The 13181-nt window shown below is 44.7% G+C and carries 10 protein-coding genes; all 10 read right to left on the bottom strand.

Going from position 1 to position 13181, the window contains the following annotated elements:
- Window positions 1-43 precede the first annotated feature (43 nt).
- On the bottom strand, window positions 44-1231 hold the full coding sequence (locus F1644_RS09750; protein WP_118303944.1) for a TolC family protein: 1188 nt from the start codon (window positions 1229-1231) through the stop codon (window positions 44-46).
- An 18-nt stretch (window positions 1232-1249) separates the two neighbouring features.
- Window positions 1250-4354, bottom strand: coding sequence for an efflux RND transporter permease subunit (locus F1644_RS09745; protein WP_118303946.1), 3105 nt, complete (start codon window positions 4352-4354; stop codon window positions 1250-1252).
- 55 nt (window positions 4355-4409) lie between these two features.
- Window positions 4410-5696 (bottom strand): efflux RND transporter periplasmic adaptor subunit, encoded by a 1287-nt coding sequence (locus F1644_RS09740; protein ID WP_087421510.1) that lies wholly within the window; start codon window positions 5694-5696, stop codon window positions 4410-4412.
- A 76-nt stretch (window positions 5697-5772) separates the two neighbouring features.
- Window positions 5773-6201, bottom strand: coding sequence for a DUF6769 family protein (locus F1644_RS09735; RefSeq protein WP_147344454.1), 429 nt, complete (start codon window positions 6199-6201; stop codon window positions 5773-5775).
- An 84-nt stretch (window positions 6202-6285) separates the two neighbouring features.
- Window positions 6286-6666, bottom strand: coding sequence for a methylglyoxal synthase (locus F1644_RS09730; RefSeq protein ID WP_027200415.1), 381 nt, complete (start codon window positions 6664-6666; stop codon window positions 6286-6288).
- A gap of 56 nt (window positions 6667-6722) precedes the next feature.
- A complete protein-coding gene (locus F1644_RS09725; RefSeq protein ID WP_118303948.1) occupies window positions 6723-7841 on the bottom strand; it encodes a CapA family protein in 1119 nt (372 codons plus the stop codon).
- A gap of 71 nt (window positions 7842-7912) precedes the next feature.
- A complete protein-coding gene (locus tag F1644_RS09720; RefSeq protein WP_229128272.1) occupies window positions 7913-8374 on the bottom strand; it encodes a protein-disulfide reductase DsbD domain-containing protein in 462 nt (153 codons plus the stop codon).
- A gap of 101 nt (window positions 8375-8475) precedes the next feature.
- Window positions 8476-11340 (bottom strand): translation initiation factor IF-2, encoded by a 2865-nt coding sequence (gene infB, locus F1644_RS09715; RefSeq protein ID WP_087421513.1) that lies wholly within the window; start codon window positions 11338-11340, stop codon window positions 8476-8478.
- Window positions 11341-11382: 42 nt separating this feature from the next.
- The gene (gene nusA, locus F1644_RS09710; RefSeq protein WP_118303950.1) at window positions 11383-12621 is read right to left on the bottom strand and encodes a transcription termination factor NusA; all 1239 of its coding nucleotides are present in this window, start codon (window positions 12619-12621) and stop codon (window positions 11383-11385) included.
- 15 nt (window positions 12622-12636) lie between these two features.
- Complete coding sequence (gene rimP / locus F1644_RS09705) at window positions 12637-13101, bottom strand: ribosome assembly cofactor RimP (RefSeq protein WP_087421515.1); 465 nt, start codon at window positions 13099-13101, stop codon at window positions 12637-12639.
- Between the last annotated feature and the right edge of the window lie 80 nt (window positions 13102-13181).

The raw sequence follows: 13181 nt of genomic DNA, 5'->3' as shown, positions 1-13181 counted from the left end.
GTAAGAACCCCCAAAATGACGAAAGCATTTTGGGGGTAATTTTTTATAGCTTGTATTGATACAATTGAGCTAATATGCTGTGATACTCTTTCTCCACGTCCAGATAGCTTTGGTGACTATCATAGATTGTCGAGAGTTCCGTGAAATAATCAATTACGGAGAGTTGTCCGGCATTCAGGGCTTTGTTGAGTAATTCGATATTACGTTGTTGTTCCAATACTTTGGCATAATCGGCACGAGAAATCTGTAATGCCTCGGCTTGTTGGTAAAGCTGTTGAAGATTCGTTTTTAAATTCAAGCGATTGTCTTCCAATGAGGCCGTGGCAAATTCAGCTTGTGCTTTCGCTTTTTTCACCGTGTTCTTGTTCTCGAACAGGGGGATAGATACTCCTACCATAAATCCATTAGAAGCCACGTGGTCCGAGGCCGCATTACGTTTGTACCCGACATCGAATTTCGGCAAGGTAAGGGAACGACTTAATTTCACTTCCCGGTTGGCAATCTCTTGATCTCCGGTAAGGCTTTTCAAATTCGGGTCTGCCTCCATGAAGGCAGCTTGTAATTGGTCAAAATTGATGAGTTCTTCCCCCGCCGGGTAGTCCGTCGCGTCAAACGTGATCGGGTTTCCCCCGTTTAAATTGCGAAGTTGCTCTTCGGCAGCGGTTAAGGCGGCTTTGTTCAAGCGGCTTTGATTTTGGGCATTCAATAATTCTAACTGTATTTTATTTAATTCCAATTGGTTCGCATCACCGGATTCAAACCGCTTTTTGTAGAGTGCGAACATGGTTTCTGCATTAGCTAACCGCTCGTCCAAGAGGCTCTTTTGTTTCCGCAAGTAGATGATCTCTATACAAGTCTGTTTGGCATTTAAAAGTAATTGTTGGCGATAGGCGGCGGATTGGAATCCGATCGTGTTTGCTTTTAAGTTTGCCAGTTTGTTTTTGTTGGAGTAGGTTGTTGGGAAATCCAGCGATTGTTTTACCGTCAACGTGTACTCCGAACCGGGATTGTTACGGTTACCCCACATCTGTTCCCATTCCACCGAGGGGTTGGCAAGGAACTTCCCGGTTTGGGCCTCCAACTTTTGAGCATCGGTCATTTTCGTGTTGGCTTGCAATGACTTGTTGTTGGTTTCAATGCTTTTCAGCACTTGATCGATGCTGTTTTGGGCTCTCGTGGTGAGAGTTCCCAAAAGCATCCATCCGAGTATGTACAATTTATATGTTTTCATTTCTTTATTTTCAAAAGGTTACATTTCCAGGTTCTCGATCTCTTTCTGTTTGTGATTAAGTAACAGGTACATGATCGGAACGACAAAACCGTTTAATAAAGTAGAGCTTAATAATCCGCCTAGAATTACCTGGGCCATGGGGCTTTGGATTTCATTACCCGGAAGGTCACCGCCTACGGCTAACGGAATCAAGGCTAAAGCGGAAGTCAAGGCTGTCATCAAGATCGGGTTCAACCGGTCAAGTGAACCGTGAATAACGCTATCATGCAAGGACATACCTTCCGAGCGCAGGTGATTGTAGTGAGACACGAGTAATATACCGTTTCGGGTAGCGATCCCGAACAGGGAGATAAACCCGATGATGGCCGGGATACTGATGATTCCCGATGTAAACCAAATACTTAGTACTCCTCCAATAATTGCCAACGGTAAGTTCAACATGATGATACCGGATAACGGCATACTATGGAACTCGTTGAACAATAATAGGAAGATCAATAATATGGAAATTACCGAGGTTAGGAACAACGTGCGGGATGCCGCTTGTTCGCTTTCGAATTGTCCGCCGTATTCCACGTGGTAACCTTCCGGCAGGGTAATTTGTTCCCCTACTGTTTTTTGGATGTCTTTTACCACACCGTTCAAGTCACGTCCGGCAACATTGGCCGAAACAACGATTTTCCGTTGCACGTTTTCCCGGCTGATGGTGTTCGGACCTACCAAGGGAAGGATTTCAGCCACGTAGTGAAGTGGAACTTTCTGCCCGTTGGCGTCAATCATCAAATTACCGATCTGTTCCATGTTAGCCTTGTCATCATCATGTACTTTTACGGTGAGGTCGAACACTTTACCGCCTTCGTACACTTGTGACACGACTTTACCGGAAAGAGCCACGTTAATGAATTCCGAGAATTCAGGCAGAGGGATACCGTATTTAGCGAGCATATCCCGTTTGGGTTTGATCTGCAATTGGGGACGTTCGATTTGTTGTTCCAGTGTCAAGTCGGCAATACCGTCAATTCCTTGAATGGCCTCTTTGATTTGTCCACCGATGTTATATAGTTTATTCAAGTCGTTTCCGAATAGCTTGATGGCGATATTCGCTTTTGTACCGGAAAGCATGGCATCAATACGATGAGAGATCGGCTGACCGATTTCGATGTTCACTCCCTTTAGTTCTCCCAGCCGTTGACGAACGTCAGCCAAGAATTCATCCCGGGAACGTTTATCTAGTTCGAAAGGAGCTTCCATTTCAGAAACGTTTACTCCAAGGGCGTGTTCATCCAATTCTGCACGTCCGGTTTTGCGGGCCACGGTTTGTATTTCCGGAATGTCCAGAAGAATCTCTTCTGCCATACGTCCCATATTATCAGATTCTTCCAAGGAAACTCCCGGCATGGTACTGATGTTAATCGTGAGTGATCCTTCGTTGAACGGGGGCAGGAAACTACGTCCCAATCCGGTCATGATGACAATCGTGAAAATTAGCAGGGCAGCACTCGTCCCGATAACCATTTTCTTGTGGCGGAGAGCCCATTCCAATGCTTGCTTGTACCATACTTTCAAGGTGCGGGACACGAAAGGTTCTTTCTCGTTTTTCTTCAGCGCCTTTTTGGTGGTTAGCATATAGCTACATAGTACTGGGGTCAAGGTTAATGCCACAACTGTTGAGGCGAACAGGGCCACGATAAATGCGATACCTAGCGGGATCAACATACGTCCTTCCATCCCGGAAAGGAAGAATAAGGGTAAGAAACAAGCCACGATAATCAGTGTCGAGTTCAGAATCGGCATTCGTACCTCGCGGGAGGCCTCGAACACGACTTTCAGCGAGGAAAGTCGTTCTTCCGCGGGCTTTAATTGATTTTCTCGTAAGCGCTTGTACACGTTCTCCACGTCAACAATAGCATCATCTACAAGAGAGCCGATGGCAATGGCAAGTCCTCCTAAACTCATCGTGTTGATCGTCAAGCCGAGCCCGTGAAGGGTCAAAATGGCAACCAGCAAGGATAGGGGAAGGGCAACTAGCGAAATAATCGTGGTACGCACGTTCATTAAGAAGAAGAAAAGCACGACAACCACGAAAATAGCTCCCTCGAACAATGCTTTCTGTATGTTAGAAATAGAACTTTCGATAAAGCGGGATTGACGGAATATGTCGGAAGAGATTTTCACGTCAGACGGTAATGTCTTTTGCAGGTCCACGATGGCCTGATCCAGTTTATCGGTTAGTTCCAGCGTGTTCGTGTTCGGTTGTTTCGTGATGGTTACCAGTACGGCAGGTTTTGCTCTTTCGGAGGCAAGACCCAGTTTCGGTTCTTTCGGTCCGATTTGTACGGTTGCGATGTCCGATAATAGAACCGGAACGTTGTTTACGGTTTTAACTACACCTTTACCGATTTCTTCCACGTCATTTGTTGCCAAAAGACCTTGCACGATGTACTCGTTACCATATTCGTATAGAATACCTCCCGTGGAGTTCTGATTCATGTTATCCACGACGGTCAACACTTCATCCATGCTGATCCCGTAATGTTTCATCCGTGCGGGATCAAGAAGAATCTGGTATTCCTTGATGTCACCACCGATCACGGCTACCTGTGCAACTCCACCCGTGGATAACAAACGGGGCCGGATTGTCCAGTCGGCAATCGTCCGTAAATCCTGTAAAGAAGTACTGTCGGCAGTTAACCCGAAAATCATCATTTCTCCCAAGATGGAAGATTGCGGTCCAAGGGTGGGTTGTCCCACGTTACTTGGTAAAACATCTCCCAACGTGGATAGTTTTTCAGACACGATCTGACGGGCCGTGTAAATATTGGTACCCCAATCAAATTGTACCCAGACTACCGAGAATCCGGTTGTAGAGGATGAACGTACACTTTTCACGTCCGTGGCTCCATTGACAGCCGTTTCGATCGGGAAGGTTACCATACGCTCCACCTCTTCGGGAGCCATTCCTTGCGCCTCGGTCATAACTACCACCGTGGGCGCGTTCAAATCCGGGAATACATCCACTTCCATTTTATGCGCCGTGTAGGACCCCCATAGGAGCAAAGCTATCGACGCGATCATTACCACCAGCCGGTTATGTAATGAATATTGTATAATCTTATTCAGCATCCGCGATTAATTTTAGATTTCAACTTTTAGTTTTTATCTTCTAACTTTTAGTTTATCAGTGTTCATGGCTATGTCCGTGAGGAATTGCTCCGGATGCAGAGGCCATTTTGACTTGATAGGCTCCTTTGGTTACGACACGGTCTCCGGGGTGCAGGCCTTTGATGATCTGTACCTCTTTGCCATTATTGGCACCCAATGCCACTTCTTGTTTGCGGTAGCCTTCCTCGTCAATTTGCACGTACACGTAGTGGATTCCCATCTCGTTGGTTAATGCGGATACGGGGATGGATAACGTGTTTTCAATTGGGGCTGAAATAAGATATACTTCTACGAAGGATCCCGGGATCACTTCGCCTTTATTGTCAAATTCGAAAGATACGGGGATAAAGAATGAATTCTCGTTGGAAGTTTTTCCGAAAGAAAGCAAGCGTCCGTTCAAGTCTTCCAAGGAGTAAACTTTATTATCGTACGGAGTCTTGAAATTAGCGCTCTTTACGGATTGCATGGCATTGTAGTATCTTTGGGATACTTCGGCCCGGAGTACTAGGCGTTGGTTTTGAGAAACCGTTGCTAATGGTTGTCCGACCGTGATGTATTCTCCTTCTTTTACAAGAATGTTTTTCATGTGTCCGTTAATCGGGGCGTTTACACTGACTCCCTTTGCCGTTTTGTTATTGGATACGGCGTCATAAGCTGTTTTCGCGTTCTCGAATTCCAGTTTGGTACTTTCGAATTCTTTTTGAGATATGATTTTGTCCTTTACAAGAGCCTCGGCACGGTCATAGCTGGCTTTAGCTGCCTCGTAAGTTGCTTTTACTTTCGTGTAATAATCTCCTTCCGCAATGTCTTTTGAAGAAATCTGGAATAGGGATTGTCCTTTTTGAACCTTTGTCCCTTCCGTTAATTTGTTGGAAGAGAAAGAAACGACGCCATTACTGGTAGCGACGATAACAGCCTCATCACCGGGAGCGGCAAGCACTTGTCCTGTTGTTTTGACTACTTGGTTAAAAGAGGCGGGTTGAATTTCCCGTACTTCGAAAGTGGTTTTTGCTGCTTGGGCTTTCGGGAAAATGATCTCGTCACTGTGTTTGGTTTCTTCACTTTCGTGACTGTGACCGGCATGTTCCTCCCCGGTTTCATGTTCATGATCGTGTCCCTCATGTTCGTGATCATGTCCCTCGTGTTCATGATCATGTCCTTCGTGGCTATGATCATGTCCTTCATGGTCGTGTCCTGCGTGAGTCTCCGTTGCGGAGTGAGTGTGTTTATCTTGTGATGATTGGTTTTTGCACCCCCATAAGGAGATCGCTAATATTGTAATAGCATAAATAATTGTTCTCATAAATAAGTGATTTAATGTTGAGAATAAAACAATAAATAATAATTGTCCGGTTCACGCCGGGCGAGTAATTCTATATTTAAGCTATTACGGTAGGAGGAGCCCTGCCGGCAGAGGTGACGCTCCACGTGATTGGGTGGAGATGTTCCCGGTAAAATATGGGTGGAACTTCTTTTGGTACTCCGAGAAGTGATAACGAGTGATCTAACCCGGCAAGGGTCAGTATGGATTGGAATGGTTGATCCGGAATGATATTCGGACAACAATTACACTCGTCATGATGTTGTTTTACAATACTTGTCTGGAATAGTAATCTGACTTCACATTCACCCTCGGTAGGAGTTGAGTCATGTTCGTGGTTACATGCTTTTTCGATGAACGAACTGTGTTCATGTGTAGCCGTGAAACAGATTAATTTACCGTGGTGATGATGAGGCATAATGGACGACAGTAGCATAATCATGCTAGCAAAAATAAGCGGGATAATAGCTATCTGTCGTTTCCTCATGGTTTACAAACCTTTAATCGATACAAACATAGTTTTTTGTGTGCGGATTTGCAAATCTTCACACAAAGTTTAATAAAACATTAACTATTTCTGCATCTGTTTCTCGAAACCTTTCAGCATCAATTCCGCGGATGCCGGGTTCGTTGCTAATGGAACATTGTGAACGTCACATACACGCATTAACATTTGCACGTCAGGTTCGTGAGGGTGTTTCCCAAGCGGGTCACGGAAGAACAGCACCATTTGTACTTTATGTTCTGCCACTTGTGCTGCAATCTGGGCATCTCCCCCGAGTGGACCGGAAAGAAGGCGTTCAACTTTTAACCCGGCAGCCTGTGCATGTTTTCCGGTAGTCCCGGTAGCAATGATCTCTATGTTTGCCGAGTGCATGAATTCATAATGTCTGTTCAGGAAAGCAACCATATCTGCTTTTTTCCCGTCATGTGCGATTACTGCTAGTTTCATCTTCTGTTATTTTAAGGTCATACAAATATATAAATATGTAAGTGAAAACCGGAAAGCTAAAAACTAAAAGTTTTGGTTGATTTCAGTATTGTATCTGTTTTCTTGAAGAAATTCTTGCTTTTCGTCAGGTGAAAATCTTTCATAACACTGTCAGCCAAATTTTCCGGTATCACGTAATAACGCCGCCGCCCTTCCTCGTAGGGACGGTACATGTAAAATTTAATCGGCTCCATCTGATAACGTACAGGATGATTCCGGGGTTTCGTTAAAGTCACGCGAATACATATTCCTCCTTCTGTTCCTTGTTGGGACTGGTTGGAAATAAAGTTACCCAGAGAGAAAACGGTAACGCCTAGTGTATCTTTGTCCGAGGTATAATATTCTATCGGCTGGACCACGTGGGGATGTGAACCGATGACCATATCAGCTCCTTGTTCATGCAACCATTTACTTAATGCCCGCTGTTCCTTGTTCGGAAAGTTATGGTATTCATACCCCCAGTGCATGAAGGCTATGATGTTGGTGGCCGTGTCCCGGTGTGCCAGTTGGATGTCTTGTTTTATGGCGGTCGTGTCAATGTGCGGGACGACAAAACCTTTCGGAACGGGGAGGCCATTTGTCCCGTACGTGTAGTTGAGTAATGCTATTTTGAAACCATCTTTCTGAAGATAGAGCGGGTGTCTCTTTTTGTAATTGAGGGTATCTGTGAATGTTCCCGTGTGTGGGATTCCTAATGAGTCCAAATAATAGATGGTATTGGTGATCCCTTTCCCGAGTTGGTCACAGCTATGGTTGTTGGCGGTAACAAATGTTGTTACTCCCAGTTGATGAAGGTCCCGGGCAATTTGCCAGGGAGAGCAGAATCGGGGATAACCGGAAAAGTCTTTATTCCCCAAGGTCGTTTCCAGGTTGGCAATGACGAAATCGGCATCTGCCCAATAAGGAGCGATGTACTTGAAACATTTCTGGTACTTGTAGTCTTTTTCCGATGGTTCGTGCGCGCTATATATCTGCGGAAGGTGTTGGATGATGTCCCCGCAAAACAAAAGAGTCAGCGTTTGTGACGAGTGAGGAAATTCCAGCGAGTAATCGGTTTGAACGGGTGATTTCTTCTCCTTGCAAGACGTGAACAACAGGAAGACGATACAGAACAAGAGAATTCGGTTGTAGTGCATGTATTTTTATTCTTTCTAGTTGATCAATGGGGAAGAGAGATAAAAAAAGCCGTCCGAAGACGGCCTTTTGATTATTTCGTTAATTCGAATTCAAATTCTTCTTCGGCAGGAGGGATACATTGTCCGCCAGAGCAAGACATATATTCTACGTAGCCTACTAATTTAGCTTTGTCTCCTTTCAGTTTCACCCGTTGTACGAAAGTCACGGTCCCTTCGAAATATTTCAATTCCATGTTGAAGGCCTCGCTCTTTTCAGTTTTAGGTTCTGTTGTTGCTTTAAATTCTCCTACTAATTCAATGTCTTTCGTCTCGTCTTCATCCATGTTGAAGGTTGTAGGAAGAGGTCCGTTTTCCGGTAATTTGGTATCGTACAGATGCCATCCGCTTTCAATTGTCGCTTTGCAGATGATGTCATAAACACCTTCGCTTACTTTCTTGAAAGAAATTTGCCATTTCACTGGTTTTAATACCTGTGAATTTGCAGCCCCAACCATTAAGGTTAATATTGCTGTAAGAATTAATAGTCTTTTCATGAATAAATTAAATTAGTTTTTAAAATAATTTCTCTCTAAAATTTAGTGATGCAAAGTACAAAATTATCGAGAGAAACTATGTTAGCTTATAGTTAAATTTTTTATAATGTTTTTTTCACGGCCACTTCTTCAAAGCTTTCGATGAAATCTCCTGTCTGAATATCGTTGTAATTATTGATGTTCAAACCACACTCGAATCCCTTGGAAACTTCTTTCACGTCGTCCTTGAAACGTTTCAATGATCCCAGTTCTCCGGTGAAGATCACGATACCGTCCCGAATCACGCGTACTTTTGAAGAACGGGTGATCTTTCCGTCTCTCACGATACATCCGGCAATCGTTCCCACCTTGGTAATCTTGAATGTTTCAAGCACTTCCACGGTAGAGGTGATCTCTTCCTTGAATTCCGGGGATAACATACCTTCCATGGCGGATTTGATTTCCTCGATCGCCGTGTAGATGATCGAGTAAAGTCGGATGTCGATTTCCTCTTTCTCTGCCAGCTTTCTGGCACCCATGGAGGGACGTACCTGGAATCCGATGATGATGGCGTTCGATGCGGCAGCCAACATAACATCGCCTTCGGAAATTTGTCCCACGGCTTTGTGAATTACGTTCACCTGGATTTCCGGGGTTGACAACTTGATCAAAGAGTCGGACAAAGCCTCGATAGAACCGTCCACGTCTCCTTTCACGATGATGTTCAACTCTTGGAAGTTTCCGATAGCAATACGTCTGCCGATCTCATCCAGCGTGATATGTTTCTGGGTACGCAATCCCTGCTCGCGTTGTAACTGTTCCCGTTTGTTAGCCAAGGCACGGGCGTCTTTCTCGTTACCCATGACGTTGAATTTATCACCAGCCTGTGGAGCCCCGTTCAAACCGAGAATCAATGCCGGGCAGGATGGTCCGGCCTCTTCCATTTTACTTCCGCGTTCGTTGAACATGGCCTTCACGTGTCCGAAATATTGTCCGGCTAGTACCACGTCTCCTACGCGTAACGTTCCGCTTTGTACGAGTACGGTTGCCACGTAACCCCGTCCTTTATCCAGTGAGGACTCAATGATTGAACCGATCGCTTTCCGTTTCGGGTTAGCCTTTAACTCTAGGATTTCAGCCTCAAGTAACACTTTCTCCAGAAGTTCTTCTACATGAAGACCTTTTTTAGCGGAGATTTCCTGACATTGGTATTTACCACCCCATTCTTCTACGAGGTAGTTCATGGCAGCCAGTTCTTCCCGGATCTTGTCGGGGTTAGCTCCCGGTTTATCAATTTTGTTTATCGCGAATACAATGGGTACTCCTGCCGCGCTGGCGTGATTGATTGCCTCAACAGTTTGCGGCATGACGTTATCATCGGCTGCAATAATGATGATGGCAATATCCGTTACCTGGGCACCTCTGGCACGCATGGCCGTAAACGCCTCGTGTCCCGGGGTATCTAGGAAGGTCACGGTTCTACCGTCAGTAAGTTTCACGCTGTAAGCACCGATGTGCTGGGTGATTCCTCCTGCCTCTCCGGCAATCACGTTTGCTTTACGGATATAGTCCAGTAAAGATGTTTTACCGTGGTCAACGTGTCCCATAACGGTCACGATCGGCGGACGGGATTCCACGTGTTCTTCTTGTTCGTCTTCATCCTCGTCAATAGCCTCCTGAATATCCACGCTTACAAATTCGACATCAAATCCGAATTCTTCTGCCACGATATTAATGGTTTCTGCATCCAGACGTTGGTTGATGGACACGAACAAGCCCAAGGACATGCAAGTTGAGATAATATCTGCCACGGAAATATCCATCATGGTTGCTAACTCGCTAACCGTAACGAATTCCGTGAGTTTAAGGATACTCTTTTCCAGTTCAGCCTGCTCCATTTCGGCCTGCATCTTCTGGTGTACGGCATCTCGCTTGTCTCTCCGGTGTTTGGAACTCTTGGTTTTTCCCTTGTTCCCCAAACGGGCAAACGTGTCTTTGATTTGCTTTTGTACGTCTTCTTCAGAAATTTCAGCCTTGCTGGCTTTCTTTTTCTTTATCTTCTTTATTTTTTTCTTGCTTTCTTCCTGTTTGGCGGTTTTAGAAGCTTCAATATTGATTTTCTCGTCTTTTTTCAGAATACGTTTTCTCTTTTTACGAGTTTCCGATTCATCTGAATCTTCTTCACCTTCGTTTATCACGACATTTTTCTTGATCACGATGTCATCCGTACTCTTGGGAGGAACCAAAGATTTTTTCTTGAGTTCCCGTTTGTCCCTTTCTCTTTCTTGTTTACTCTTCTTCGGGGGCCGGGTACGCTGATTGATCGCGTCCAGATCGATTGTCCCGACAACCTTCACGTCTTTAATCGCCGGGGTCGGTGATTTGTAGCTCACTTCCCTGTCGGTTCTGTTGGAATGATCTTCAGACGGGGCTTTTTCCTCCTGACGGGTTTCAACTTTCGGTTGCTTGATGATCGTTTTCGGAGTTCTGGCAACAGGAGCTTGAGCTTCTTCCCGTTCTTGCTTTTGTGCAACTACGGGAGTTTCTTTTACCTGAGGTTCTGCCGGTTTTTCTTCTTTCTTTTCCTCGATCTTCACCTCTTTTACCTCCTCAACCTTCTCTTCCGGTTTTTGTTGTTTATTCAGTCTGTTCAGGTCGATGTGATCCACGACCTTAATTTTGTTTTCCAGTTTAATCTCGTCCTTTATAGATATAAATTCCGGAGCGTGTTCCTCCGTACCATTGTTCATGTTATCAATGGTAACCGTTTCTTTTTTTAACCGTGTATTTTTTAAATCTACCCGATTGGATTCTTTTTTAGCCTCGCTATCGGTAGAAAACTCTTTCGCTACTAAAGAGTACTGGTCATCTGTTAATTTTGCGTTTGGATCAGATGAAATCTTAATCCCCTTTTCCTGCAGGTAATCCACTATCGTGGACAAACCTACGTTAAATTCTCTAGCAACTTTACTTAGTCTAACTGCCATATTAAGATTTTATTTTACAAGCATTATAACCTTGAGCGTTCCTTATTCAAATTCGGCTCTTAATATTTTGAGAACATCCCTGATGGTCTCTATCTCAAGATCAGTCCTGCTCTCTAATTCTGATTCACTTAACTCTAACACGCTCTTTGCCGTGTCACAACCCACGCGTTTCAGTTCCTCGATTACCCATGGTTCGATCTCGTCGGAGAATTCTTCCAGGTTAACGTCTTCTTCCTCTGCGGTTTCAAGTTCACGATAAACATCGATCTCGTAGCCCGTGAGCTGGCTGGCCAGTTTGATGTTCAAACCGCCTTTACCGATAGCCAGGGAGACTTCCTCCGGGTTCAGGTAAACGTTCGCTCTCTTGTTTTCCTCGTCCATTTCGATCTTGTTGATCTTGGCCGGGTTCAACGCACGGGTGATGTATAGTTGGATGTTGTTCGTGTAGTTAATCACGTCGATATTTTCGTTTCTCAGTTCCCGGACGATGCCATGTATACGTGAACCTTTCATTCCGACGCAAGCTCCCACCGGGTCGATACGGTCATCGTATGATTCAACGGCCACTTTGGCACGTTCTCCCGGAACACGTACCACGTTTTTGATCGTGATCAAACCATCAAATATTTCCGGTACCTCGTTCTCGAACAATCTTTCAAGGAATACGGGTGATGTACGGGAAAGGATGATGTACGGGGAGGCGTTTTTCATCTCCACGCGAATAACGACTGCACGGATGGTATCTCCTTTCTTGAAGAAATCACTGGGGATTTGCTCCTGTTTCGGGAGGATCAGCTCGTTGCCCTCGTCATCCAGAACTAAAATCTCTTTTTTCCATACCTGATAAACCTCTCCGGTCACGATCTGGCCCACTTTCTCTTTGTATTTGGTGAAGATGTGATCTTTTTCCAGTTCAAGAATCCGGGCTGAAAGGTTTTGTCTTAAAGCCAGCACGGAACGGCGTCCGAAATCTTTGAATTTCACCTCGTCGGTCACCTCTTCTCCCACCTCGTAGTCGGCATCGATTCTCTTTGCCTCCGTCAGCGAAATTTGGGTGTTCGGGTTTTCGAAGGCATCGTCTTCCACCACGATACGGTTTCTCCAGATTTCCAAGTCACCCTTGTCGATATTTATAATGATGTCAAAATTCTCGTCCGTCCCGTAACGCTTGATGAGCATGTTTCTGAAAATATCTTCCAATACTCTCATCAAGGTTGCCCTGTCAATATTTTTAAGCTCTTTAAATTCCGCGAATGAATCTATCAAATTAATGGCTTCCATTTTTATTTTATGTATTTAGAAAACAACAATATCTTTAACCTCCTTTATGTCTGTAAAATGAATCTCTTTCTCCACTTTGACAATGCTTTTCTTCTTCTTTCCTTCCACGGCCACTTTTTCTTCACATTCGATCACGATCCCCGTGTTGGAATGGGATTTTAATATTCCCTGTAATTTTCCCCCGTTTTGCAGTTTCACCTCCACTTGGTTACCCAGGTTTTTCTCGTATTGCTGGGTTACTTTGAAGGGATAACCGATTCCGGCACTCGAAACGGTTAACTCGAAATCCTCGGTATCTCGATCCAGTTTTGCGTCCAATTGTTTGCTGAGGGTCACGCAGGAATCCACGTTAATACCCTTCAGAGAGTCGATGTAGACCTCGATCGAGTTGTCCGGAGATACTTTCAAGTCCACCAGAAACAAATCTGTCCCCTGCAGTATTGTTTCGATAATGTCTTTTATTTCCTCTGTACTTTTCATTCTACTCTTTAATCTAAGATAACAGAAGAGGGGACTAATCGCCCCCTCGTTTGTTAATAACCGAGTGCAAAGATACAATT

This window comes from Butyricimonas paravirosa, from assembly GCF_032878955.1.
GTDB lineage: Bacteria > Bacteroidota > Bacteroidia > Bacteroidales > Marinifilaceae > Butyricimonas > Butyricimonas paravirosa.
This window is presented reverse-complemented; position numbering and strand designations above follow the sequence as displayed.

Bases quoted from the DNA above. Each gene is read 5' to 3' on its own strand.
- infB (WP_087421513.1), bottom strand. From the start codon at position 11,340: ATGGCAGTTAGACTAAGTAAAGTTGCTAGAGAATTTAACGTAGGTTTG.
- F1644_RS09750 (WP_118303944.1), bottom strand. From the start codon at position 1,231: ATGAAAACATATAAATTGTACATACTCGGATGGATGCTTTTGGGAACT.
- F1644_RS09735 (WP_147344454.1), bottom strand. From the start codon at position 6,201: ATGAGGAAACGACAGATAGCTATTATCCCGCTTATTTTTGCTAGCATG.
- F1644_RS09720 (WP_229128272.1), bottom strand. From the start codon at position 8,374: ATGAAAAGACTATTAATTCTTACAGCAATATTAACCTTAATGGTTGGG.
- F1644_RS09745 (WP_118303946.1), bottom strand. From the start codon at position 4,354: ATGCTGAATAAGATTATACAATATTCATTACATAACCGGCTGGTGGTA.
- F1644_RS09730 (WP_027200415.1), bottom strand. From the start codon at position 6,666: ATGAAACTAGCAGTAATCGCACATGACGGGAAAAAAGCAGATATGGTT.
- F1644_RS09725 (WP_118303948.1), bottom strand. From the start codon at position 7,841: ATGCACTACAACCGAATTCTCTTGTTCTGTATCGTCTTCCTGTTGTTC.
- F1644_RS09740 (WP_087421510.1), bottom strand. From the start codon at position 5,696: ATGAGAACAATTATTTATGCTATTACAATATTAGCGATCTCCTTATGG.
- nusA (WP_118303950.1), bottom strand. From the start codon at position 12,621: ATGGAAGCCATTAATTTGATAGATTCATTCGCGGAATTTAAAGAGCTT.
- rimP (WP_087421515.1), bottom strand. From the start codon at position 13,101: ATGAAAAGTACAGAGGAAATAAAAGACATTATCGAAACAATACTGCAG.